The sequence below is a fragment of the Nonomuraea sp. NPDC049758 genome, from assembly GCF_040674635.1.
In the GTDB taxonomy this organism is placed as follows: domain Bacteria; phylum Actinomycetota; class Actinomycetes; order Streptosporangiales; family Streptosporangiaceae; genus Nonomuraea.
In genome coordinates, this window is sequence record NZ_JBFAMZ010000008.1 from 39,091 (window position 1) to 62,547 (window position 23,457).

Sequence of the window (23,457 nt, forward strand, 5' to 3'; positions counted from 1 at the left end):
GTCAGCCCAGCTTGCCACGCTTCGGGAACGCCGCACGCACGGCACGGCGGTTGACGACGACCGCGACGGCGGCGACCAGGACGCCGACCACGGCCTGCTCGGCCTTCATCCACAGCGGGTAGCCGCTGTCGGGCGCGAGGAGGATGAGCACGACGCCGATGGGCGCGGCGACGGAGACGAAGCGGATGCGCACGTAGGCGGCCCGTCTGCCGCGGGCGGCCTGCCCGGCGAGGGAGACGAGCCAGGCGGAGGCGGCGGCGACGGCGGCGGCGCGCAGCCACACCACCCAGTTGCCGCCGACGACGGCGGCCACGCCGAGCGTGGCGATCGACAGGAGCAGCACGGCGGCGAAGAGGATCCGGACGAGCCGCCAGACCTGGTTGTTATCCATATGAATAAATTTACACGCGCGGATAACGAACTGCGCGGGGATCCGCCAAGGAAAATCCGTTGCCGCCTCCGCCCGGGTCCTCGACGTGGGCGGCGGGCACCTGCTGACCGTCGCCCACCGGCCCGGCCGAGTTTCCTTACACGCCCTTGATCCCCAAAGGTTCATAGTACTAGGAGCCTAGATAAATGGAGGAAAAGAGTGATCGACTTCTATCTGGATGCCCGGTCCGGCGTGTCGCCGTACCTGCAGCTGGTCCAGCAGGTGCGGCACGCGCTGCGCCTGGGCCTGCTGCGCGAGGGCGACCGGCTGCCCACGGTCAAGGAGGTCGTCGCCGCACTGGCGATCAATCCCAACACCGTGCTGAAGGCCTACCGCGAGCTGGAGCACGAGGGGCTGGCCGCGGCCCGGCCCGGGGTCGGCACGTTCGTCACCAGGACGCTGGCCGACGCCTCCCTGGCCGCGCACGGGCCGCTCCGCCAGGACCTGCGCCGCTGGCTGGCCAAGGCCCGCCTGGCCGGGCTGGACGACGAGAGCATCGAGGCGCTGTTCATGAGCACCTTCCGGGCCGCGGCGCGGCGGGACACGGCATGAGCGGCGTCCTGACCGCCCAGGGGCTGGGCAGGAGGTACGGCAGGCGCTGGGCCCTGCGCGACTGCGCGCTCGACGTGCCGGCCGGTCACGTCGTCGGGCTGGTCGGCCCCAACGGGGTCGGCAAGACCACGCTGCTGAAGCTGGCCGGCGGTCAGCTCAGGCCGTCCGAGGGCAGCATCACGGTGCTCGGCGGGAACCCGCCGGACGCGCCGGGCCAGCGGGCCAGGATCGGGTTCGTCGCCCAGGACGCCCCGGTCTACGCCGGGCTCAGCGTGGCCGACCACTTACGCCTCGGCGCGCGGCTCAACCCCGGCTGGGACACCGCGCTCGCCCACGACCGCGTCCGGCGGCTCGACCTCGACCCCGGGCAGCGGGCCGGCAGGTTGTCGGGCGGCCAGCGCGCCCAGCTCGCGCTCACCATGGGCCTGGCCAAGCGGCCCGAGCTGCTGCTCCTGGACGAGCCGGTCGCCGCGCTCGACCCGCTGGCCCGCCGCGAGTTCCTCCAGGGCCTGATGGAGGCCGTCGCCGAGCAGGAGCTGAGCGTGGTGCTCTCCTCCCACCTGGTCGCCGACCTCGAACGCACCTGCGATTACGTGGTCGTGCTGGTCGACTCGCGGGTGCGGGTCGCCGGCGAGGTCGAGGAGCTGCTGGCCACCCACCACCGGCTCACCGGGCCGCGCCGCGACCCCGACCGGCTGCCCACGGAGCAGCACCTGGTCTCCGCCCGCCACACCGACCGCCAGAGCACGATGATCGTCCGCACCGGCGCGCCGATCCACGACCCCGCCTGGACGGTCACCCCGCTCAGCCTGGAGGACCTGGTGCTGGCCTACATGGAGCGGCCGGCCGCCGCCCGTCCGCTCGCCCTGGAGGTCCAGCGATGATCTGGCTGACCTGGCGCCAGTTCCGCGCCGCCGCCGCGATGACGGCCGGGGCGCTCGCCGTGCTCGCCGCCGTCCTGGCCGTGACCGGGCCGGAGCTGGCCGGCGACTACTCCGCCGGCATCGCCGACTGCGCCGCGAACGGCGACTGCGGACGCTTCTTCGACCGGTTCTTCGACGAGCACCAGACCTCCTTCCTGGCCGTCACGCTCGTCGTGCTGGTCCTGCCGGCCCTGGTCGGGCTCTTCTGGGGGGCGCCGCTGATCACCCGCGAGCTGGAGAGCGGCACCCACCTGCTGGTGTGGAACCAGAGCATCACCCGCACCCGGTGGCTGGCCGTCAAGCTCGGGCTCGTCGGGCTGGCCGCGGTGGCCGCCGCCGGGCTGTGCAGCCTCGTGGTGACCTGGTGGTCCGGCCCGCTGGACAGGTCGGCCGCGCCCGGGTTCGGGCTGATGGACCCGCTGGTGTTCGGGGCGCGCGGGGTCGTCCCGATGGGGTACGCGGCCTTCGCGTTCGTCCTGGGCGTGACCGTCGGCCTGCTGGTCCGCCGTACGCTGCCGGCGATGGCCGTCACGCTGGCCGTCTTCGCCGCGCTCCAGATCGCCGTGCCGCTGCTGGTCAGGCCCCACCTGCTGCCGCCGGTCAGCGCGTCGTTCGAGCTCGGCCGCGACAACGTCGACGACTTTCTCGTGCCCGGCGGCGGCGCCGGCGCCGGCGCGCACGTGATGCTGGCCCCGGCGATCCCCGGACGTCCGGGGGCATGGGTGCTGTCCGGCGAGCTCGTGGACGGCTCCGGGCGCGTGCTCGGCGACGAGGGCGCCGGGGGCCTCGTCCCGGTGTCCCTGACCTCGGGGCCCTGCGGGACGTCCGCGATGCGGGAACAGGGTGAGGGCGCCATGAGCGCGTGCCTGGCCGAGGTCAACCGGCTGGGATACCGGCAGCGGGCGGTGTACCAGCCCTTCGAGCGCTTCTGGCCGTTCCAGTGGATCGAGACCGGGCTCTACGCCCTGCTCGCCCTCGGCCTGACGGCGTTCTGCTTCGACCGGCTCAGAAGGAGGCTGTCATGAGGGGCGCGACGCTGGCCGCGGGGCTCGTCCTGGTCCTGGCGACGGCCTGCGCCGCGCAGACGCCGCCGCGCGCCCGGCCCGGCGGCGCGGCCGCGGCCGGGCCGGTCGTGTGCGCGCCGCCGCAGGGCGGCGCTCCCCCCGGCGCGGAACTTCCGACGACGATCGACGTGGTGGAGCAGGCGTACCGGTGCGTCCTCGACCGCTACTACGGCGCCGCCACCCTGGACGGCCGGACGCTGCTCACCACCGGGTTCGCCGCCTTCGTCCGGGAACTCAACCGCGCCGGCCACGACCTGCCCGAGGCCGCGATGCCGGCGCTGACCGGCGACAGGACGGCCGACTGGGCCGCGTTCGAGGCGGCCTACCGGCGGGTCGCCGACCGGCTGCCGCGCGACGACGCCCTGCGCGCCCGGCTGGCCGCCGCCACCCTGGAGGCGATCGTGGCCGCGCTCGGCGACGACCACGCCCGCTGGGAGCACGGGACACGACGCCCGCCCGAAGCCTACGACGGCGACCAGTACGGCCTGGGCCTCAGGGCCAGCGCCCGCCCGGCCGACGCCCCCGGGACGGCGCTGCCGCCGCTGTTCGTGACCGCCGTGCCCGGCGGACCGGCGCGGGCCGCCGGAGTGCGCCCCGGCGACGTCATCGAGTCGGTCGACGGCTCGGCGCCCTTCGTCGGCACGCAGGTCACCCCGGCCGTCGTCGCCGCGCTCCACCCGCGCTACCCGCAGGCCGCCCCGGTCCGGCTGCGGCTGCTGCGTCCCGACACCGGCCACCGCCGCACCGTGACGCTGAAGCCCCGCCTGTTCCAGCCCGATCCGGACACCCTGCCGGTCGTGGCGGCCGGCCTGCTCGCCGGGGACGTCGCCCACGTGCGGATGAGCGGCTTCGCGCCCGACTCCGCCGACCGGGTGCTGCGGGCGATCGCCCGGCTGCGGACCGGCAGGACGCTCGCCGGGGTCGCGCTGGACCTGCGCGGCAACGGCGGCGGCGGCCCCGAGGAGGTGAACCGCCTGCTGGGCGGCTTCGCGCACGACGCGGTGACCGCCTACCAGTGCGCCGCGGACGGCTCGTGCGAGACCATGCGGACCGACGACACCGTCCCGCTGGTCGGGCTGCCGCTGGTGGTGCTGACCGACCGGGGGTGCGCCTCGGCGTGCGAGCACTTCAGCGCCGCCGTCAAGGACCTGCGGCTCGGCCGGCTGGTCGGGACGCGGACAGCCGGGGCGGTGTCGGGGCCGGCGCAGCCGTACGTGCTGGGCGACAACACCGTTCTCGCGTTCCCGTCCAGGCATCACCTGGCGCCGGGACGCGAGGTGATCGACCGGGTCGGCGTGCCGCCCGACGTGCACGTGCCGCTGACCCCGCGCGACGCCGCCGCCGGGCGCGACCCGGCCCTGGCCGCGGCGCTGAACCTGCTGCACCCCTGACGATTCCCGTGCCGACGAGGACGGACCATCTCATGAGCCATGCCGTCGTACCGAAGCCGATCACCCGCGCCGTGTCGGCCGTCCTGACCGTGTCGTGCCTGCTGTCGGCGTGCGCCGCGCCCGCGCCGCCGAGGGCCGCCGCCGCCCGCCCGTCCGCCACGACCGCCACGCCTGCCGCTCCCCCGGCGCTGCCCCCGCCGACCGGCGGCCGGCCGGTCGGCGCCACCGTCCTGTACCTAAAGGACGCCTCCCGCGCCGACCCGTGGGTGCCCGAGGCGAAGGCCAGGGAGCTGATGGTCACCCTGTGGTACCCGGCACGGACGCGGACGGGCACGCCCGCGCCCTACATGTCGGCCGAGGAGTCCGAGCTGACGCTGAAGGGCAAGCGGGTGACCGGCGCGCCCTCCGACGTGCTGAGCAAGGTGCGGACCAACGCCCGCACCGGCGCCGAGCCCGCCGGACGGGCGGGCGGCCTGCCCCTGGTGGTGCTCTCCCCCGGCTTCACCCTGCCGCGCGGCACGCTGACCGCCCTCGCCGAGGACCTGGCCTCGCACGGGTACGTCGTGGCCGGCGTCGACCACGCCTACGAGAACCACGCCACGACCTTCCCGGGCGGGCGGATCGCGACGTGCGTGGCCTGCGACAGCGACACCGACCCCGGGTTCGGGCCGAGGGTGACCGCGGCGCGGGCGGCCGACGTCTCCTTCGTGCTCGACCGGCTGACCGGCCCGGACCCGGCGTGGCCGGGCGCGCGGCTGATCGACCGGAGGAGGATCGCGATGGCGGGCCACTCGATCGGCGGGGCCGCGGCGGTGGAGGCCATGCTGAAGGACCGCCGGATCCGCGCCGGCCTCGACATGGACGGCACCACGTACGCCCGGATCCCCAGGAGCGGGCTGTCGCGGCCGTTCCTGTTCCTGGGGTCGGCGGGCCACCCGCCGGGCGGGCGCGACACCTCCTGGGACCGCGACTGGAAGCTGCTGTCCGGCTGGAAGCGGTGGCTCACCCTGCCCGGCGCGGACCACCAGTCCTTCAGCGACGTGCCGCTGCTGGCCGGGGCGCTCGGCCTGGGCGCGCCGGGCTCCCTGGACGCCGCCCGGTCCACGCGGATCGTCCGCGCGTACGTCCGGGCCTTCCTCGACCTGCACCTGCGCGGCAGGCCGCAGCCGTTGCTGGACGGGCCGTCGGCGCGCTACCCGGAGGTGCGGTTCTGCGTGCCCGGGAGGAAGGACTGCCGGTGACCGCCCGGCCGGGAGCCCGCGGTCAGGTGAGGCGGTCGAGCAGGTCGTCGAGCGTCCCGGCGAGGGCCTGCGAGCTGGCCGGGGTGAACCAGGTGGTGCGGACGCGTTCGTTGCTGCCGTTCGGGGTCTCGTGGTCGGCCGCGAGCCGCGCCAGCGACCGGCTCTCGTCGCCCAGGGCCCGCCCGAGCCCCTGGAACAGGCCGCGGACGTAGCCCTCCGCCACCTCGGGCGGCACGCCGTGCCCGGCGGCCCACGTGCTGAGCGTGGCCAGGTAGGACAGGTGGGTGGTGAGCGTGGCGGTCAGCGCGGAGAAGACGTTGAAGGCGGCCTCGTCCTCGGCTGCGAGCACGCCGCCCAGCCGTTCGAACAGGGCGTCGGTCACCGGGTGGGACGGCCAGGTCACCGTGACGGAGTCGCGGTCGCGGACGGCGGGCAGGGGGATGGCGCGCACCAGGGTGGCGCCGGTGTCCAGGAGCTTGCGCAGCTCCTCGACGGCGACGCCGGCCATCACGTTGACCACGATCGTGTCGTCGGCCACCCGCAGGCCGGCCAGCGCGTCGTGCCGGTCCGGCGGGCGTACGGCGATGACGACCAGCTCGGCGCGGTCCACCACCTCCTGGTTGGAGGCGCACACGTGCACGTCGGCGTAGCGCCGCGACAGCTCCGCCGCCGCGCGAGCGCCCCGCGGGGAGAGGAACACCTCGGGACGCTCGCCGGGCCCCTCGCACAGGCCCGTCACGATGGCCCGGCCGATCTCGCCCACCCCGATGACCCCGATCCGCTGCACCAAGTCTTCCTCCCGATCCGTGGTCGTACGTACTACAGCAGTCTGTACCGTCACTTCGGTTGCTGGCGGGATTCAGCGCGGAGACCGGCGTCCATAGCGTTGTCCTCATGAGCGATCCGTACAGAATTGACACATATGAGCGGCCGGCGCACAGCCCACGGACCCGGCCGCGGCGATCGGCGTCGCGCCCCCTGCTGTGGATCATGGCGGTGGGCGGGGCCTCGGTGAACGTGGCGGCCAACATCGTCATGCGGGGCGATCTGACCGCCGTCGGGCTGGCGTCGGGCGTGGTGGGCGTGGCGGGCATCGCCGGGCTGCTGATCCTGCGCTTCGCCGGGGGCCGGTCGTGAGCGCGGTCGTGAGGCCCGTCATGGAGGCGGTCGTCACGCTGGAGCGCGTGAGCAAGACCTACGGTGACGTGGTCGCCCTCGACGACGTCTCGCTGGCCTTCCCGCGCGGCCGGTTCGTGGCCGTGATGGGGCCCTCGGGCTCGGGGAAGAGCACCCTCCTGCAGGCCGCCGCGGCCCTGGAGCCGCCGACGTCCGGCGAGATCACCATCTGCGGCGTCGAGGTCACCCGCATGTCGGAGACCCGGCGCACGGAGTGGCGCAGGAAGCACCTGGGCTACGTGTTCCAGTCCTACAACCTGCTGCCCACCGTGACCGTCGAGGACAACGTCACGCTGCCGTTGCGGATGGCCGGGGTGCGCCCGGACCGGGCCTGGCTCGGCGAGCTGGTCGACCGGATGGGCCTGCGCGACCGGATGCGGCACCTGCCCACGGAGTTGTCGGGCGGCCAGCAGCAGCGGGCGGCGATCGTCCGGGCCCTGGCCGCGCGCCCGGACGTGGTGTTCGCCGACGAGCCCACCGGCGCCCTCGACCTGCGCAGCGCCGCCCACGTGCTGGACCTGCTGCGCGAGCTGGTCGACGACCTGGGCCAGACCGTCGTCATGGTCACCCACGACCCGGCCGCCGCGGCCCGCGCGCACGACACCGTGCTCATGGCCGACGGGCGGGTCCTCGACGTCCTGCCCGCCCCGACCGCCGAGGACCTGGCCGTCCGGCTGGCGCGGCTGAGCGGGGAGCGGGTCGCATGATCAGGCTCGCACTTGCGCTCGCCAAGGCGGGCGGGCTGGTCGTGGTGTTCGCGGCGGTGCTGGGCGGGATGGCGCTGGTGACCGGGACCGGCGTGCTGGTGGACTCGGCCTTCCGCGCGCAGCCGCCCCTGCGGCTGTCGGGCGCGGACGTGCTGGTCTCGGCCCGGCAGAGCATCCCGCTGAAGGAGGAGCCGGACATCGCGCTGCCCGAACGCGCCAGGATCCCCGCCTCGCTGGTCGCCTCGGCGTCCGGGGTGCCCGGCGTGGCGGCCGTGGCCGGTGACCTGGCCTTTCCCGCCGCCGTCGGGTCCGGGACGGCCGGGCGGACCGCCGACCCGGCCACCGCCGGACACGGCTGGTCGTCCCTGGCGCTGAGCGGCCGGATCACCGCCGGACGGGCGCCGCGCGCCGCCGACGAGATCGCGCTGAGCGGCGCGCGGGTCGGCGACCGGCTGCGGCTGACGGCGGCCGGCACGCCGGGCACCTACCGGGTGAGCGCCGTGGTGGACGCCCCCGGCGTGTACTTCACCGACGCCGTCGCCACCGCCCTGGCCGCCCGGACGGCGGGCCGGGCGCGGACGGTGGACCTCGTCGCGGTCCGGGCGGCGCCCGGCGTCTCCCCCGAGACGCTGGCCGCCCGGCTGAAGGCCCGCCTGGGCGACGGCTACGCGTACGCCACCGGCCGGGACCGGGCCGACGCGGAGTCGCCGGGCGCGGCGGCCGGCCGCGGGCTGCTGCTGGTCCTGCCCTCCTCGATCGGCGGGATCAGCCTGCTGGTGGTCGGGTTCGTGGTGGGCGGCGGCCTGGCGCTGTCGGTCAACCGGCAGCGCCGCGACCTCGCCCTGCTGCGCGCGGCCGGCGCGACGCCGCGTCAGGTGCGCAGGCTGGTGGCCGTCCAGGCCGCGGCGGCGGCGCTGCCCGCCGTGCCGTTCGGGGCCGCGCTCGGCTACTTCCTGGCCGCCCGCTTCGGCGAGCTGCTGGCCGGGATCGGGCTGGTGCGCGCGGACCAGCCGCTGGTGTACGGGCCGCTGCCGGCCGTGGCCGCGACGCTGCTGCTGCTCGGCGTCACGCGGGTGGCCGCGTGGGCGGGGTCGCTGCGGGTCTCGCGCATGCCGGTGGTCTCCGGGCTGCCCGAGCCGCGCACACCGTCGCCGGCGCGGACCCGGGCGGGGCTGCTGCTCATGCTCGGCGCGCTGGCGCTGTCCGTGACGCCGCTGTTCATGCGGGGCGAGGCGGGCATGATCGGTCCGGGCATCGCGTCGATCGTCGCGGTGATCGGCCTGGCGCTGGCCGGTCCGCGGCTGGTGCAGGGGGTGGCCAGGGCGGTGGCCGGGTCGCGGCTCATGACGCGGCTGCCCGGCCCGCTGTGGCTGGCGGTGCACAACTCCCACGGGTACGCGCTGCGCACCGCCGGGGCCGTGGCCGCCCTCGGCATGGTCCTCACGCTCGGCCTCAGCGTGGTGCTCTCCCAGACCACGATGGAACGGGCGCGCTCCGACGAGGTCGCTTCGGGCCTGCGCGGCCTCGTCACGATCACCGCTCCGGAGCTCGGCGGCGTCCCGCGCGACCTGCTGGCCGACGTGCGGTCGCGGACGAAGGCGGCGGGCATGGCGATGACGACCGTGGTCACCGAGCCGCTGCTGACCGGCGACAGCCCCGCCCTGATGGCCAGGCCCGCCATGGCGCTCGGCCCGGACGCCGAGGGCCTGGTCGACCTGGACCTCGCCGACGGCGGCCTGTCCGGCCTCAAGGGCGCGGCCGTCGCCGTGGAGGAGGGCCTGGGCCAGGTGGGCCGGACCATGGACGTGATCATGGGCGACGGCGCGCGGGTGCGGGCGCGGGTGGCCGCCACCTACCGGCGCGGCCTCGGGTTCGGCCCGATCGTGGTCTCCCGCGACCTGGCCGCAGCGCACACGACGACCGGCCTGGACAGCGCGGTGCTGGCCCGTCCTGCCGACTTCGGCGACCTCGCGAGCCGCCCCGGGCTGCACTTCGACAGCCGCGCCGCGGGACCGCAGGCCGCCATGGCCTCGGCCCAGACGCTGGTGAACGTGGCCGTGCTCGCCGTGCTGCTGGGCTACGTGCTGGTGTCGGTGGCCAACCGGCTGGTGGCGACGACGACCGCGCGCCGGGAGGAGTTCGCCGGGCTGCGCGCGATCGGCCTGACCCGGCGTCAGCTCAGCCGGGTGGTGCGCTGGGAGGCGCTGCTCGTGGGTGCCGGGGCGTCGCTGTCGGGGCTGGTGCTGTCGGCGGTGCCGCTGGTGCTGCTGAGCGTGGGCTTCCTGGCCCGCCCGCTGCCTGCCGGGCCATTGTGGCTGGTCCCCGCCTCTATCCTGGCAGTGATGACGATTGTGTCCCTCGCCATGGAGCTACCCGCCCGGAAGATCATGACGTGACGTGAAAGCTCTGTGGCGGTTCGTTCGGTATCACTTGATCGTGTTCGCGTCGGCCCTGGCGGCGATGGTCTGGCTGGCGGTGCTCGTCGCCGGCGTCCTGCTCGTCCCGGTGGGCGGGGCGGGGCTGGTCCTCGTGCCGCGCATGATGGCGGTGCTCCACCGGTGGACCGAGTGGCAGCGCGTGCAGGCCGGCGCGGTGCTGGGGGTCGCCGTGCCGGCGCGTCCGGCGCCGCCCGCCGTGACCGGGGTGCGCGACCAGTGGCGGCAGCTCCTCATGGGCACGCGGGCCAGGCGTGACCTGCGCTGGACGGCGCTGCACGTCGTCGTGGGCCTGCCTGCGGCGCTGGCCGCGCTCGGGGTGGCCGGGCTGCTGGTGAACCCCGTGCTGGAGGCCCCGCTGTGGTGGCTGTTCCCCGCGGACGACCCGCTGCGGCTGCTGGTGGCCCTCCCGGTCACCGGATGGGAGCAGGCGATCGGCATGGGCGTCGCGCAGGTCGTCCTGGCCGCGCCGCTGGCCTGGTGGGCGCTGCCGCGGCTGGCCCGGCTGCACGCCCGCGCCTGCCTGGCCGCGCTCGCCCCCTCGGAGGCCGACCGGCTGGCCGAGCGGGTCGGCGAGCTGACCGAGAGCAGGTCGAACGTCCTCGACGCGCACGCCGCCGAGCTGCGCCGCATCGAGCGCGACCTGCACGACGGCACCCAGGCCCGGCTGGTCGCCATCGCGATGCGGCTGGCCATGGCCCGCGAGGCGCTCGACGACGACGGCGGGCCCGTCGGCCGGCTACTGAAGGACGCGCACGAGGGCACCGAGGAGGCGATGACCGAGTTGCGGCAGGTGATCCGCACGATGTACCCGCCCGTCCTGGCCGACAGGGGGCTGGCCGGCGCGGTGGCCGCCGTGACGGCCAAGGCCGGCCTGCCCGTCGAGACGGACGTGAGCGGCCTCGGCGCCGTGCCCGCCGCGGTCGAGACGGCGGCCTACTTCATCGTGGCCGAGGCGGTCACGAACGCCACCAAGCACAGCGGCGCCGGCCACGTCACCGTACGGCTGGCGTCCGGACGCGTGCTGCGCATCGAGGTCTGCGACGACGGCAGGGGCGGCGTGGACGAGAGCCGCGGCACCGGCGTCACCGGCATCCGCAGGAGGGCCGCCGCGCTCGACGGTACCTTGTCCATCGACAGCCCTCCAGGAGGGCCCACCCGTCTCGTCGTGGAGCTGCCGTGCGCGTCGTGATCGCCGAGGACAACGTCCTGCTGTCCACCGGGCTGGAACTGCTCCTGAGCAGCAAGAACATCGAGGTGGCCGCGGTCGTGCCGGACGCCGGCGCCCTGCTGGACGCCGTCACCGAGCACCGGCCCGACCTGGTGATCGCCGACGTGCGGCTGCCGCCGTCGTTCCGCGACGAGGGCATCAGGGCCGCCGTCGCCCTCCGGCGCGCCGACCCCTCCCTGCCCATCCTGGTCCTGTCCCAGTACGTCGAGCGCATCTACGCCCGCGAGCTGCTGGCGCACGGCTCCGGCGGCGTCGGCTACCTGCTCAAGGACCGGGTCAGCCGGGTGAGCCAGTTCGTCGAGGACGTCCGCCGGGTGGCCGCGGGCGGCACGGTCATGGACCCCGAGGTCATCGCCCAGCTCATGGTCGGGCGGGGCCACGGCCTGGACAGCCTCACCGGCCGGGAGCGGGAGGTGTTGTCCTGGATGGCCCAGGGCCTGAGCAACGCCGAGATCGGCGAACGGCTGACGATCACCGACAACGCGGTGCACAAGCACATCGGCAGCATCTTCGCCAAGCTCGGCCTGGCCGTCTCGGACGGCGGCCACCGCCGGGTGCTGGCCGTGCTCACCTTCCTCGACGACCAGTGACCCGCCTGCCCTACGCCGGGCCCAGGCGCGCGCGGACGGCCGCGTCCACGTCGGGCGGCAGGGGGCCCTTGCCGGCGGCGGCGACGTTGGCCCGCAGGTGTTCCGGCCGGGCCGAGCCGACGATCACCGAGTGCAGCTCCGGATGTCCGAGGATGAACCGGAGCAGCAGTTCGGTCACCGGCGCGCCGTCCGCCAGCTCCTCCAGGCGGGCGGCGGCGAGCCGGGCGTGGCGCTGCGCCAGCGGCCGGCGCACCGGCTCGGGCACGGCCTCGGGCGGCGGCGCGAGCGAGCGGGCCACCGCCCCGCGGGCGATCGTGCCCGCCCCGCTCGCCGCGGCGGCCCCGACGAGCCCTTCGTGGGAGCGGTCGAGCGCCGAGTAGGGCAGCAGGAACACGTCGAACGCGCCCGTCGCGATGTGCTCGGGAAGGTGCGGCAGCTCCCCCGACATGCCGGTGAAGCGGATCAGGCCCTCGTCCTGGAGTTCCCGCATCCCGGCGATGGTGTCCTCGGCCGCCATCACCGAGACGCTCGGGCTGAGGTGCACCATCAGGACGTCGAGATGGCCGGTGCGCATCCGGCGCAGGCTCCGCTCGACGCCCGCGCGCACGTTCGCCCTCGTGTAGTCGTGCGCGGGGTCGCCGTCGGCGAGGGAGCAGCCGCACTTGCCCGCCAGGACGAACTCGTCGCGGCGGTGCGCGATCCAGCGGCCGATGTGCTCCTCGGCGTCGCCGTAGTCGGGTGCGGTGTCGATGAGGTTCACCCCGGCGTCGAGGGCCTCGTTCAGCACGGCGCGGGCCGCGTCGTCGGACACCGGCGGGCCCCAGGCGCGGGGGCCGCGCAGTTCCATGGCGCCGTAGCCGAGGCGGCTCACGCGCAGGCCGGTGCGGCCGAGTGCAGTGGTGGGGAGCGTCATGTCAGTGCTTCGCGTAGTGGCCGGCGACGGCGGCGAAGGCGGCCTTGGGGTCCCAGGGCAGGCCGGGGTAGGCGGTGCCGGAGCGGTCCTCGTAGACCTTGACGACGCCGTAGCTGGCCAGGTCCAGGTCGTCGCGGGGGTCGCCGTCGGGGCGGTGCGGGTGGTCGCGCAGCGCGAAGGTGAACACGAAGGTGCTGTCCACGCCGGCGGCGTCGAAGAGCTCCAGCAGCTCGCGCACGTACGCCGCCTGGCCCTCCTCGTCGCGGACGTGCTCGCCGGTCAGCCGGACGGGCTCGCGGGTGCCCGAGGCGTACTCGACGATCTCCAGGCCGAGCGCGCCCCGGTCGCCCGCGCCGCGGTAGGTCGCCGAGCCGAACTCGGTGATCGCGACCGGCCTGCCCTCCGCGACGAGGCCGCGCACGCCCTGCTCGAACACGTCCACGATCTCGGCCGACCGGTAGAGGTCCACGGAGACGAGGTCGAACGGCGTCCAGTCGACGCCTTCGAGCGGCACGGAGGCGTAGGTCACCCGGCCGCCGAACCGCTCGCGCACGACGGCCACCGCCCGCCCGAGGAAGTCGTTGACCCGCGTGCGCACGCCGCCGACCAGCTCGCGCACCCGTTCCGGACGGCTCAGCAGGGCGACCCGCTCGTCGATGTCGTCCCCGGGCAGGAAGCCCTTGCTCATCAGGCACAGCTCGGCGCCGGTGACGAAGACCACCTCGGCGCCGCGCCGCCTGAGCCGTTCGGCGCGCTCGGCGCAGTCGGCGAACAGCGCCAGCATCTCCTCCTCGGTCAGCTCCAGCGGATAGGGCGAGAACCAGACCTCCAGCCCGAGGTCGGCGGCGTGACCGGCGGCGATCTCCAGGCGGTCGGGGTCGCCGCCCATGACGCGGACGGCCGTGCAGTGCAGGTCGTCCCGGATGACGCGCATCTCGCGCGCCACCACGTCGGGGTCGAACCCCGGGTGGCCGATCGTCCCGTTGACGACGAAACCGGTGTCGTAGCTGATGCCTTTGGCACGCATGGGTGTTCCTTCCAGCTTTACGGTACTGGCCGTACCTTAGCCTATATGAGGTACGGTCGGTACCCTCAGACCGAGGAGGGTGGCGATGGCCGAGGCAGGCGGGCGGACACGGCGGCGCGGGGCCGCGCTGGAGGAGGCGATCCTGAGCGCGGCGGCCGACGAGCTCACCGAGTCGGGCTTCGCCGGGCTGACCATGGACAAGGTCGCCGCCCGCGCCGGCACCAACAAGAACGCCATCTACCGCCGCTGGCCGGGCCGCCTGTCCCTCGGCGTCGCCGCCTACAAACGGCTGGCCACGACGGTCTCGCCGCCCGACACCGGCGAGCTGCGCGGCGACGCCCTGGAGCTGCTGCGCCGGGCCAACCGCTACTGGAGCTCGCCGCTCGGCGCGATCCTGCGCGAGCTGATCGCCGCCGCGGGCGGCGCCGCCGAGCTGCTGACCGAGCTCCAGGAGCAGTCGGACGACGCGGTGGCCGCGCCCTGGCTGGCCGTCCTCGAACGGGCGGTGGCCCGCGGCGAGGCCGCCCCCGAGTCGCTGCGCCCGAGGGTCGCCACGGTGGCCATCGTGCTGCTGCGCAACGAGTTCGTGGTGCGGGGGGCGCCCAGCGCTCCTGACGACGTCCTCGTGGAGATCGTGGACGAGGTCTTCCTGCCGCTGGTCCGGCGAGGTCAGGACGGCTGAGGCGGGCTCACCAGAGCCGGTCGATCTCCCCCGGGTGGAGCTCGACGCGCGCGTGGTGGAACGACAGCCGGTGCGCCCGGCCGTGGGGTGAGGGGAAGTCGCCCATCGTGACCTTGTCGAACCCGGGCAGGTCGCTGGGGAAGGGCGCCTGCGGGGTGCCGCCGACCAGCACCGCGCCGGGGATCGCCGACCAGCCGGCGCTCTCGTAGAAGCCCTGGAGCGGCCGGTCGCAGGTGAACAGGGCGACGTCGAAGCCCGCGTCGGCGATGGCCGCGCGCGCGGCGCCCACCAGGCGGCGGCCGTGCCCCAGGCCGCGGGCGGCCTTCCTGGTCACCACGGTGCTCAGGCCCGCGGCGCGGAACCGGTGGCCGGCGTGGGTGAGGGTCTTGGACAGGATGTCCAGGGCGGCCAGGACCGTGCCCTCGTCGCGCCCGTCGCCCTGGTCGAGGAGGAGCATGGTGCGGGGGGCGAGGGCGGGGTCGTGCGCGGGGCCGCCGCCGTCGGGCGCGGGGAAGTCGTGGCCGGGCCAGGCCTCCCGTTGCAGGTCGCGCACCTGGGCCAGCAGGTCCGTGGGCACGTCCGGCTCGGGGAACGACCTGATGGGCATGGTTCCCGAGTGTGCCGTGCGACGGCTCTCCAGGCAAACGGGGGCCGGTCGGACAGGTCAGGGGTGGGTGGCGGGCGAGGAGGGGCGATCGTCGTCCTGGCCGCCGGGCGTGGCCGCCAGGATGTCGGTCAGGACCGTCAGGATGCGTTCGGCGTCGGTGAGCAGGCTGCCGCTCAGCGCCCAGCCGGCCGGGTGGGCGACCTCGCCCTTCTGGATCTCCGTCGTCATCTGGTCGTGGATGCGGCTCGCCTGCGCCTCCGCCCGGCCGAGCAGGGTGCGGGCCCTTCCGAGGTCGGGGTCGCGGCGTACGGTGGCGGTCAGGGCGTCGCCCAGCACGTCCAGGAGGTCGGCGTAGTCGCGGGCGTAGTCGGGGCTGACGTCGGTCGAGGGCCCGTCGTGGTGTTCCAGGTGGGCCAGGGCGTGCACGATCGTGTGCACGTGCGCGGCCAGCGTGGTCAGCCGGCGCAGCACCTGCTCGTGGTCCTGGGCGGCCGTGACCGGGTGGAGGCTGTGGCGCAGGTTGTAGCGGCGGCTCTCCGCGCCGTCGGCCACGGCGGCGGCCGCGTCGGCCAGGTGCTCGTCCAGCCGGACGGCCTGGCGTTCCCAGTCGGGCAGCGCCGAGAGGTTCCACTCGTCCCGTAAGCCCTCGGCGACGGAGGTCAGCAGCGCGGCCGTCTCGCGGGCCAGGCGGCGCACGGCCGCGTCGGGCCGATCGCGGTACAGCGGCGGCCACAGCACGCTGTTGACCAGCGCCCCGCTCAGCGCGCCGATGCCCGTGGCCAGCACGTACGCCAGCAGGTAGCGCTCCTGGGAGGCGGCGGCGAAGGAGAGCAGCAGCACGGCGGTGGTGGCGACGTCGGAGCCGTGGTTGCCCATGCGGTGCCAGCGGGCGGCGACCAGCGCGGGCGGCACGACCAGGACCAGGCTGAGCACGCCCAGGCCGAGCAGGTGCCCGATGCTGCCGGCCAGGATGACCCCGGCGCCGACCGCGGCGACCCGGCGCAGGCCGTTGGTGAGCGTGCGGTACACGGTGGCGTGGACCATGATCACCGCGGTGGCGGGGGCGATCCAGGTGGCGCCGAGCGCCAGCAATCGGCTGGCCGTCAGCCAGGCCAGCACCGCCGCGAGCGTCGCCTTGGCGATCTGCAGCGCCTGCAGCCGCTGGTACGACCCCGGCTTGGCCAGCCCGGCGGCCTGCCCGCGCACGTACGACAGCTCACGCTTGACGGCCCCGGACAACCGGCCACTCCAGCCACGCCACATGACGTGACATTTACTCACATTTAGGGCAAGCCGCAAGCATCTCCCCGTCGGAGGGCCCGCCACGGCCGGCATGAGAGGATCACCGGCCATGGAGATGATCGACAGCGGCCGGTTCGAACCCGCCCCGGACGGTTCCGCCAACTTCGCCGAGCACCTGAGCGTGCCCGCGCTCAGCTTCGGCACGTACTCCATCCCGGCCGGCGCCGTCGACGGCCAGTCGCCGCACGCCGAGGACGAGATCTACGTCGTCACCAGCGGGCGTGCCTCCTTCACCTCGGGCGGCGTCACCATCGAGGTCGGCCCCGGCACCACCCTGTTCGTCCCGGCCCGCGAGGAGCACCGCTTCCACGACGTCACCGAGGACCTGGTGACGCTGGTGTTCTTCGGGCCCGCCTACAGCGGCGTCCCCACGTCCTGACGCACCCGGCCGTCAGGCGCGCGAACTCGTGGGCCGCGAGCGCGCCACGAGCGCGCCGGGCTGAGGAGACTGGAGGGCGGGGGCGGCCGGCCGGTCGTTCCCGTCGCGTGACCGTCGCCCACCGTTGCCGCCCGGCCCTGACGAGATGAGAGCCCTCATGACTGTCACCCCCGCCCAGCTGCGCGACCTCGCGCGCCGCGCTCAGGACCTCGCCGCCGAGGTGCGCTCGCTGTGCGACACCGAGCCCGCCGGATCCCCCGAGGGCGACCAGCTCCGGGCCGCGCGACACGCCGCCGACTGGCTGGACCGGGGCGGCGAGGACCTGCAACGGGCTGCCGGCGACCTGGCCCGGCTGCGGGCGCAGCGCGAGCAGGTCTGCGGCATGCCGTGGGGCGTCTGCCCCGAGCACGGCAACACCCTGTCCTACCGGGCCGACGTCACCGAGTGCCGGGTCTGCCACCGCACCTGGCCGCAGGACCGGGCCGGCCGGCCCTGCCAGGAGCTGGTCCGGTGGAAGGTGACCGACCAGGCCGGGACGGTGACCAGGATGTGCGACGGGCACGTGCTCGGCGCCCGCGCCGTGCTGCACGGGGCCACCTTCACCCGGCTTGATGCCGAGGGCGCCCAGGCCTGAACCTGCCCGACAGGACGGTGGCGCTGTTGATCACCGAGACGTGGCTGTAGGCCTGCGGGAAGTTGCCGACCTGCCGGTGGTGCACGGTGTCGTACTCCTCAGACAGCAGGCCGACGTCGTTGCGCAGGCCGAGCAGCCGTTCGAACAGCTCGGTGGCCCGGCGCCGGCGGCCGGTCGCGGCCAGGGCGTCGGCCAGCCAGAAGGAGCAGGCCAGGAAGGTGCCCTCGCCGCCGGGCAGGCCGTCGATGTCCTCGTCCTCGGCCCGGTAGCGCAGGACGAGACCGTCGTGGACGAGGTCGCGGGCGATCGCGTCCACGGTGCCGACGACGCGCGGGTCGTCGGGCGGCAGGAAGCCGAGGCGCGGGATGAGCAGCAGGGCCGCGTCCAGGCCGGTCGAGCCGTAGTACTGGGTGAAGGTGTTGCGTTCGGCGTCGTAGCCGTGGGCGCAGACGTCCTGGTGGATGCGTTCGCGCAGGGCGCGCCAGCGGCCGACCGGGCCGTCGCGGCCGAACGCCTCGACGGCCTGGATCATGCGGTCGGCCGCGACCCAGGCCAGCACCTTGGAGTGCACGAACTGGCGGCGCGACCCCCGGGTCTCCCACAGCCCGTTGTCGGGCCGGTCCCAGATGCCTTCGAGGTAGTTCATCAGGGCGTTCTGGACGTCCCAGGCCTCGTCGTCGATGGCCAGGCCGGACCGGCGGGCCAGGTGCAGGCAGTCGAGGGTCTCGCCGTAGACGTCGAGCTGGAACTGGCCGGAGGCGGCGTTGCCGACGCGTACCGGCTGGGACCCCTCGTAGCCCGACAGCCAGTCGGCGGTCCACTCGGCGATGCGCCGGCCGCCCTCGACGGTGTACATGATCTGCAGGTCGGCGGGGTGCCCGGCGACGGCCCGCAGCAGCCATTCGCGCCAGGCGCGCGCCTCGGCGTCGTAGCCCGCGGTCATCATGGCCTGGAGGGTGAAGCTGGCGTCGCGCAGCCAGCAGTAGCGGTAGTCCCAGTTGCGCGGGCCGCCCAGCCGCTCGGGCAGCGAGGTGGTGGCCGCGGCGACGAGCCCGCCGGTGGGGGCGTAGGTGAGGGCTTTGAGGGTGAGCAGGCTCGTGCGGACGGCCTCGTCGTAGTCACCCTGGTAGCCGCACCGGCGGGCCCACTCGCGCCACAGCCGCTCGGTGTCGGCCAGGGCCTCGGGCGGGTCGACCGGTTCCGGGCGCGGCAGCCACGACTGCTGCCAGGTCAGCGCGAACGGCACCCGCTGCCCCTCCCCCACCGTGAAGGAGGCGGTGGTGCGGTGCCGGTCGGCGTCCGGGCACAGCTCGACGGGGGTGCGCAGCCAGGTGGCGTCGCCGCCGGCGACCGCGGACAGCACGCCGGGCTCGTAGCGCAGCCAGGGGACGTCGTGGCCGTAGTCGAAGCGCAGCACCAGTTCCATGGTCATCTCGACCCGGCCGCGCACGCCCTCGACGATCCGCACCACGTCGGGGGCCTCGCCGCGGGGCGGCATGAAGTCCACCACCCGGACGCTGCCGCCGGGGCCGTCCCAGGTGGTCTCCAGGATGAGGGTGCCCTCGCGGTAGCCGCGGGAGGTGGCCCGGCCGCCGCCGGCGGGGGCCAGCAGCCAGCGTCCGGCGGACGGGCCGTCGAGCAGCGCGGCGAAGCAGGCGGGCGAGTCGAAGCGGGGCAGGCACAACCAGTCGATCGAGCCGTCGCGGCCGACGAGCGCGGCGGTGTGCATGTCGCCGATCAGGGCGTAGTCCTCGATCCGCATCGGCGCCCGCTCCTTCCGTCAGGTCACGCGGTGGCGTTCGGCGGCGGCGGCGCGCAGCTCCAGCCCGTGGCCGGGGGCGTCGGGCCGGGGGCGGGCCAGGCCGCCGGAGGGGTCGGCGGCGCCGTCGAACAGCTCGGCCTCGATGCGCTGGTGGTCGTGGAACCATTCGACGTGGCGCAGGTTGGCGGTGCTCGCGGCGGCCGGGAGGTGCAGGTTGGGCGCGCAGTGGGCGGACACCTGCAGGTTGTGGCCCGCGGCGATCGCGGCGGCGGCGAACCATCCGGTGTAGCCGCCGCAGCGGGTGGCGTCGACCTGGAGGCAGTCGACGGCCTGGGCCTGGCACATGCGGGTGAAGTAGGCGGGGTCGCAGCCGTACTCGCCGGCGGTGACGTCGGGGGCGGCCCGCTCGCGGACGAGCCGCAGGCCCGGCAGGTCGTCGGAGGAGACGGGCTCCTCGAACCAGGTCACGTCGTGCTCGCGCATGCGCGCGGCCAGGCGGACGGCCTGTTTGGCGGTGTAGCCGCCGTTGGCGTCGACGTACAGCTCGGCCCGGTCGCCGATGACGCGGCGGGCCAGGGCCACGCGGTGCAGGTCGCGGTCGGGGCGGGTGCCGGACGACTCGCCGATCTTGATCTTGACGCGGCCGATGCCCTGCTCGTGGACCCAGTGGGCGAGCTGGGCGGTGGTGGCCTCGTCGTCGTAGGTGGTGAAGCCGCCCGAGCCGTACAGCGGGACCTCGGCCCGGGCGGCGCCGAACAGGCGGGTCAGCGGCAGGCCGAGCAGGCGCGCCTTGAGGTCCCACAGCGCCACGTCGGCGGCCGAGACGGCGTAGCCGGCGACGCCGGGACGGCCCGCGTTGCGCACCTGCCGGACCATCGCGGCGTGCAGGGCGGGGATGTCGGCGGCGTCCGCGCCGGTCAGGACGCCGGCCAGCAGCTCGGTGACGACCGACGCGGCGGCGGCCGGGGCGTAGGTCCAGCCGGTGCCGGTGACGCCCGCGGCGGTCAGGGTGACGACGACCATGGTGGTGGACCGCCAGGCCAGCGTGCCGTCGCCCTCCGGCTGGTCGGTGGGGATGCGGTAGGCGGCGGCCCCGGCGTTCTCGATCGTGCTCATGACACCCCTGGCCCTACCCGGTGGCTCCCGGTATGACGCATCGGCCCCCGTTCAAGCAACCTGAATTGCCTGGCCCGGGGGCGGACGCCTAGGGTGGCTGGAATGTCAGTCAAGGAGCCCGCGGACGCGCTCGCCGCCGTGGTCGCGCTGCGCCGCCTGGCCGACCAGCTGGAGGACGCCGCCGTGGAGCAGGCGATGCGGGCGGGCTGGAGCTGGCCGCAGGTGGCCGAGGCGCTCGGCGTCACCCGCCAGGCGGTCCACAAGAAGCACGCCAAGCGGCTCATCGCGGCCGGGGTCGAGCTGAGGAGGCGGGCATGAGCGGCGCGTTCGACCGCTACCTGCACGACGTGCTGATCCGGGGCGAGGCCGAGGCGCGCGCGGAGAGCTCCCCCACCATCGAGGCCCACCACCTGCTGCTGGCCATGGCGGCGCCGCAGGACACCGCGGCGCGGGCGATCCTGGCCGGGGCCGGGCTCGACCAGGCGGGGGTGCGGGCGGCGTTGCGGCGGGAGTTCGAGCACAGCCTCGCCGCGGCCGGGGTGTCGGCGGCCGCCTTCGACCTGCGTTCGACGCCCGACCCCGAGCGGCGTCCGCAGCTCGGGGCGTCGGTCAGGCTGGCGATCGAGCGGCTGGCCGCCACCCATCGCAAGAAGGATCTGCGGCCGGTCCACGTGCTGCTCGGCGTCCTGCAGGCCGAGGTGGGCACGGTCCCGCGGGCGCTGGCCCTGGCGGGGGTCGACCGCGCCGCGCTGGCCGAGCGCGCCCGCGCCGCGCTGTAGGTCCGGCGCGAATCTTTCCTCCCGGCGGTGTCGATCCGGGCCCCCGTCCTTCGTATAGAGGGCAGAAGGAGGCATGACGACATGACCGAGACGAAGACATTGGTGACCGGGCTGTGCGTGGGCGAGTCGCCGCGCTGGCACGAGGGCAGGCTGTGGTTCTCCCACTGGGGGTGCAGGAGATCGTCGCCGTCACCCCGGACGGCGAGCGCGAGGTGGTCGCCCGCGGCCCGAAACCGGCCGGGTTCTGCCTCGGCTGGCTGCCCGACGGCCGCCTGCTGGTGACCGGCGAGCACGAGCTGCTGCGCGTGGAGCCGGACGGCACGACGTCCGTCCACGCCGACCTGGGCGAGCTGCCGGCCGGGCCGAACGAGGTCGTCGTGGACGGCCGCGGCCGGATCTACGTGAACTGCGTCGGCTTCGACTTCGGCCGGGCCGACTTCGCGCCCGGCGTGATCGCCCTGGCCGGCCCCGGCGGCGAGGCCCGGGTGGTCGCCGAGGACCTGTACTTCCCCAACGGGATGGTGGTGACCCCGGACGGCTCCACGCTGGTCGTCGCCGAGTCCTGGACGCGGCGGCTGACGGCGTTCGACATCGGCGCGGACGGCGGGCTGTCCGGCCGCCGGGTGTGGGCGCCCATCGGCGGCGACGGCATCTGCATGGACGCCGAGGGCGCGATCTGGACCCAGGTGGACGACGAACAGGGCGCCGCCTGCGTACGGGTGCGCGAGGGCGGCGAGGTGACCGACCGGATCGAGCTCGACCGGGCCTGCTTCGCCGCCGCGCTCGGCGGCCCGGACGGCCGGACGTTGTTCATGACCGTCGCGGTGTTCCCGGGCGTCGAGCGGATGGCGGAGATGTTCGCCGGCCGGACGGGCGAGGTCAGGACGGCCGACGTGGCCGTCCCCGGGCTCGTCTGAGCCGGTGGGGCCCGCGCCGTCAGCCGAAGTCGGCCTGGAACAGGTCGGCGCAGGTCCCCAGGAAGTCGCCCCAGTCGCCGTTCACGTTGGCGACCAGGGTGTGACTGCCCTGCCGGTCGCCCATCGCGTACGTCATCGACCCCTGGATGTAGCCGCCCCCGCCCCACAGCGTGACGCCGGACGGGAACCGCTGGGAGTAGACGCCGAGCCCGTACCGGGCGCCGGGCACCCAGCCGGCGCCCTCGGTGGGCACGGTGGTGAACATCTCCTCCTGCTGGGCGGGCGGGAGCAGCCGCCCGTCCAGCAGGGCGGCCAGGAAGCGGTGGAGGTCGGCCGTGGTCGAGACCATGCCGCCGGCGGCCCAGGCCCATGACAGGTCGGCGTCGGTCACGTCGTGACGGACGGTCTCCTGGCCGGTCTCGTCCTGGCCGGAGTAGTGGCGGGCGTGCGGGTCGCGCAGCCCTTCGCCGGCCGCGGGCAGGTACGTCCCGGTCAGGCCCAGCGGGACCGCGACGCGGCGGTCGATCTGCTCGGCGAGCGTCGAGCCGGACGCCGCCTCGACGATCATCCCGGCCAGGTTGTAGTTGACCTTGGAGTAGACGAACCGCTCGCCCGGCTTCCCGGCGGGCGGGGTCTCCACGCCGGGGATCACGTCCGGCAGGCCGCTGGTGTGGTTGAGCAGCAGCCGCGGGGTGATGCGGGCGGCGTCGGCGCCGGGGAAGTACTCCTCGACGACACCCGGCAGCCAGGTGGTCACGGGGGCGTCCAGGGCCAGGTCGCCGTCGGCCGCCAGGCCCAGCACGACGGTCCCGACGAACGCCTTGGTGAAGCTGCCGATGCGGAAGTGCTCCCCGGGGCCGCGGGGACGGCCGGTCTCCAGGTCGGCCATGCCCGCGGCGCAGAACCACGGCGGCTCGTCGCCGTCCCGGACCTCGGCCACGACGCCGGGCCCGCGGTCGCCGGCCACCAGCCGGTCGAGCACCTGCCGCAATCTCGGACGATCGGCGTGAACCATGGACATGCTGCCTCCAGCGCCACGAAAGGGATGCGCGAACGCGAGCAACCGTAGTTGACTATCCTGAACATAGTCAACTGCGGTTGCTCATCGAGGGCGCGCGGCGGAGGAGGTCAGGCGTCGCGACGGGCCGAGGCGATCAGGCGCATCAGCGCGGCGTGCAAGTCCTGGAGCTCGTCGAGGTCCATGCCGAGCCGGGCAACGATGGCCGGCGGAATCTTCTCCGCCTCGGCCCTGAGCTGCCGGCCGGCGGGCGTCAGGGTGACGGCCAGGGCGCGCTCGTCCTTGCTGTTGCGCTCGCGATGGACGTAGCCCAGCGCCTCCAGCCGCTTGAGCAGCGGGGACAACGTGCCGGGGTCGAGCTGCAGGAGCTCGCCCAGTTCCTTGACCGACAGCGGCTCCTGCTGCCAGAGGGCCAGCATCACCAGGTACTGGGGGTGGGTCAGCCCGAAGGGTTGCAGCAGCGGCCGGTAGAGGCCGATCACGCTGCGCGAGGCGATGCTGAGGGCGAAGCACACCTGCCGGTCGAGCGCCAGCAGGTCTGTCGCCTCCGTCACAGGCTCCATGCGTGTACGCCTCCGATG

At 74.9% G+C, this 23,457-nt stretch carries 26 protein-coding genes; 16 read left to right on the forward strand and 10 right to left on the reverse strand.

Translation table 11 applies throughout. From position 1 onward, the window contains the following. Position 1: 1 nt before the first annotated feature. A complete protein-coding gene (locus AB0J46_RS22065; RefSeq protein ID WP_352330754.1) occupies positions 2–391 on the reverse strand; it encodes a hypothetical protein in 390 nt (129 codons plus the stop codon). A 198-nt stretch (positions 392–589) separates the two neighbouring features. Here AB0J46_RS22065 and AB0J46_RS22070 point away from each other — a divergent pair, with 198 nt between their 5' ends. Genes AB0J46_RS22070 through AB0J46_RS22090 form a run of 5 tightly spaced genes read left to right on the forward strand, consistent with a single transcriptional unit; the run spans position 590 to position 5,601 of the window. Then, positions 590–982, forward strand: coding sequence for a GntR family transcriptional regulator (locus tag AB0J46_RS22070; RefSeq protein ID WP_358297403.1), 393 nt, complete (start codon positions 590–592; stop codon positions 980–982). Further along, entirely contained in the window at positions 979–1,866 is an 888-nt protein-coding gene (locus AB0J46_RS22075) for an ABC transporter ATP-binding protein (protein WP_364334790.1), read from the forward strand. Before AB0J46_RS22070 ends, AB0J46_RS22075 begins: the two co-directional genes overlap by 4 nt. Then, entirely contained in the window at positions 1,863–2,930 is a 1,068-nt protein-coding gene (locus AB0J46_RS22080) for an ABC transporter permease (protein ID WP_364334793.1), read from the forward strand. Before AB0J46_RS22075 ends, AB0J46_RS22080 begins: the two co-directional genes overlap by 4 nt. Continuing rightward, the gene (locus tag AB0J46_RS22085) at positions 2,927–4,360 is read left to right on the forward strand and encodes a S41 family peptidase (RefSeq protein WP_364334796.1); all 1,434 of its coding nucleotides are present in this window, start codon (positions 2,927–2,929) and stop codon (positions 4,358–4,360) included. The genes AB0J46_RS22080 and AB0J46_RS22085 overlap by 4 nt, the downstream gene beginning before the upstream one ends. Before the next feature lie 32 nt (positions 4,361–4,392). Continuing rightward, positions 4,393–5,601: an alpha/beta hydrolase gene (locus tag AB0J46_RS22090; RefSeq protein ID WP_364334799.1), complete on the forward strand. Its 1,209-nt coding sequence runs from the start codon at positions 4,393–4,395 to the stop codon at positions 5,599–5,601. 22 nt (positions 5,602–5,623) lie between these two features. Here AB0J46_RS22090 and AB0J46_RS22095 read toward each other — a convergent pair whose 3' ends face one another. After that, a complete protein-coding gene (locus AB0J46_RS22095; protein ID WP_364334802.1) occupies positions 5,624–6,388 on the reverse strand; it encodes an NAD(P)-binding domain-containing protein in 765 nt (254 codons plus the stop codon). Between the two features lie 203 nt (positions 6,389–6,591). Between AB0J46_RS22095 and AB0J46_RS22100 the strand changes: the two genes are divergently transcribed. The 5 genes from AB0J46_RS22100 to AB0J46_RS22120 are packed head-to-tail and all read left to right on the forward strand — an operon-like array spanning position 6,592 to position 11,740. Next, on the forward strand, positions 6,592–6,738 hold the full coding sequence (locus tag AB0J46_RS22100; RefSeq protein WP_364334805.1) for a hypothetical protein: 147 nt from the start codon (positions 6,592–6,594) through the stop codon (positions 6,736–6,738). A gap of 20 nt (positions 6,739–6,758) precedes the next feature. Continuing rightward, positions 6,759–7,484: an ABC transporter ATP-binding protein gene (locus AB0J46_RS22105; RefSeq protein ID WP_364335453.1), complete on the forward strand. Its 726-nt coding sequence runs from the start codon at positions 6,759–6,761 to the stop codon at positions 7,482–7,484. Next, complete coding sequence (locus AB0J46_RS22110; protein ID WP_364334808.1) at positions 7,481–9,880, forward strand: FtsX-like permease family protein; 2,400 nt, start codon at positions 7,481–7,483, stop codon at positions 9,878–9,880. The genes AB0J46_RS22105 and AB0J46_RS22110 overlap by 4 nt, the downstream gene beginning before the upstream one ends. Before the next feature lie 40 nt (positions 9,881–9,920). Beyond that, entirely contained in the window at positions 9,921–11,111 is a 1,191-nt protein-coding gene (locus AB0J46_RS22115; RefSeq protein WP_364334811.1) for a histidine kinase, read from the forward strand. Further along, entirely contained in the window at positions 11,099–11,740 is a 642-nt protein-coding gene (locus AB0J46_RS22120) for a response regulator transcription factor (RefSeq protein WP_364334814.1), read from the forward strand. The genes AB0J46_RS22115 and AB0J46_RS22120 overlap by 13 nt, the downstream gene beginning before the upstream one ends. Positions 11,741–11,750: 10 nt before the next feature. Here the strand turns inward: AB0J46_RS22120 and AB0J46_RS22125 are convergent, their stop codons facing one another. Continuing rightward, positions 11,751–12,653 carry an aldo/keto reductase gene (locus AB0J46_RS22125; RefSeq protein ID WP_364334817.1) on the reverse strand — a complete coding sequence of 301 codons (903 nt, stop codon included), beginning with the start codon at positions 12,651–12,653 and terminating at the stop codon, positions 11,751–11,753. Between the two features lies 1 nt (position 12,654). Beyond that, a complete protein-coding gene (locus AB0J46_RS22130; RefSeq protein WP_364334820.1) occupies positions 12,655–13,680 on the reverse strand; it encodes a hypothetical protein in 1,026 nt (341 codons plus the stop codon). Positions 13,681–13,765: 85 nt separating this feature from the next. Between AB0J46_RS22130 and AB0J46_RS22135 the strand changes: the two genes are divergently transcribed. After that, the gene (locus tag AB0J46_RS22135; protein ID WP_364334823.1) at positions 13,766–14,362 is read left to right on the forward strand and encodes a TetR/AcrR family transcriptional regulator; all 597 of its coding nucleotides are present in this window, start codon (positions 13,766–13,768) and stop codon (positions 14,360–14,362) included. Positions 14,363–14,369: 7 nt separating this feature from the next. On the opposite strand, the gene AB0J46_RS22140 is transcribed toward AB0J46_RS22135, so the two are convergent. Both AB0J46_RS22140 and AB0J46_RS22145 read right to left on the reverse strand, forming a co-directional pair. Beyond that, positions 14,370–14,969, reverse strand: a complete 600-nt coding sequence (locus AB0J46_RS22140) for a GNAT family N-acetyltransferase (RefSeq protein WP_364334826.1) — start codon at positions 14,967–14,969, stop codon at positions 14,370–14,372. 57 nt (positions 14,970–15,026) lie between these two features. Continuing rightward, positions 15,027–16,208: an aromatic acid exporter family protein gene (locus AB0J46_RS22145; RefSeq protein ID WP_364334829.1), complete on the reverse strand. Its 1,182-nt coding sequence runs from the start codon at positions 16,206–16,208 to the stop codon at positions 15,027–15,029. A gap of 112 nt (positions 16,209–16,320) precedes the next feature. Between AB0J46_RS22145 and AB0J46_RS22150 the strand changes: the two genes are divergently transcribed. Continuing rightward, positions 16,321–16,650 (forward strand): cupin domain-containing protein, encoded by a 330-nt coding sequence (locus AB0J46_RS22150; RefSeq protein WP_364334832.1) that lies wholly within the window; start codon positions 16,321–16,323, stop codon positions 16,648–16,650. Positions 16,651–16,807: 157 nt separating this feature from the next. Next, positions 16,808–17,284, forward strand: coding sequence for a hypothetical protein (locus AB0J46_RS22155; RefSeq protein ID WP_358297447.1), 477 nt, complete (start codon positions 16,808–16,810; stop codon positions 17,282–17,284). On the opposite strand, the gene AB0J46_RS22160 is transcribed toward AB0J46_RS22155, so the two are convergent. After that, on the reverse strand, positions 17,250–19,046 hold the full coding sequence (locus tag AB0J46_RS22160; RefSeq protein ID WP_364334835.1) for a glycoside hydrolase family 15 protein: 1,797 nt from the start codon (positions 19,044–19,046) through the stop codon (positions 17,250–17,252). The two genes, AB0J46_RS22155 and AB0J46_RS22160, sit on opposite strands and share 35 nt — an antisense overlap. Positions 19,047–19,064: 18 nt before the next feature. Next, entirely contained in the window at positions 19,065–20,162 is a 1,098-nt protein-coding gene (locus AB0J46_RS22165; RefSeq protein WP_364334838.1) for an enolase C-terminal domain-like protein, read from the reverse strand. 102 nt (positions 20,163–20,264) lie between these two features. Here AB0J46_RS22165 and AB0J46_RS22170 point away from each other — a divergent pair, with 102 nt between their 5' ends. The 3 genes from AB0J46_RS22170 to AB0J46_RS22180 all read left to right on the forward strand — a co-directional run bounded on the left by AB0J46_RS22170 (position 20,265) and on the right by AB0J46_RS22180 (position 21,858). Continuing rightward, positions 20,265–20,480 (forward strand): hypothetical protein, encoded by a 216-nt coding sequence (locus AB0J46_RS22170; protein ID WP_352324434.1) that lies wholly within the window; start codon positions 20,265–20,267, stop codon positions 20,478–20,480. Then, positions 20,477–20,941 (forward strand): Clp protease N-terminal domain-containing protein, encoded by a 465-nt coding sequence (locus tag AB0J46_RS22175; protein ID WP_364334841.1) that lies wholly within the window; start codon positions 20,477–20,479, stop codon positions 20,939–20,941. Before AB0J46_RS22170 ends, AB0J46_RS22175 begins: the two co-directional genes overlap by 4 nt. Positions 20,942–21,093: 152 nt before the next feature. Next, on the forward strand, positions 21,094–21,858 hold the full coding sequence (locus AB0J46_RS22180; RefSeq protein WP_364334844.1) for an SMP-30/gluconolactonase/LRE family protein: 765 nt from the start codon (positions 21,094–21,096) through the stop codon (positions 21,856–21,858). A 19-nt stretch (positions 21,859–21,877) separates the two neighbouring features. Here AB0J46_RS22180 and AB0J46_RS22185 read toward each other — a convergent pair whose 3' ends face one another. Together AB0J46_RS22185 and AB0J46_RS22190 are read right to left on the reverse strand one after the other, a co-directional pair. Continuing rightward, positions 21,878–22,879, reverse strand: coding sequence for a serine hydrolase domain-containing protein (locus AB0J46_RS22185; protein WP_364334847.1), 1,002 nt, complete (start codon positions 22,877–22,879; stop codon positions 21,878–21,880). Positions 22,880–22,986: 107 nt separating this feature from the next. After that, the gene (locus AB0J46_RS22190) at positions 22,987–23,439 is read right to left on the reverse strand and encodes a MarR family transcriptional regulator (RefSeq protein ID WP_364334850.1); all 453 of its coding nucleotides are present in this window, start codon (positions 23,437–23,439) and stop codon (positions 22,987–22,989) included. Positions 23,440–23,457 lie beyond the last annotated feature (18 nt).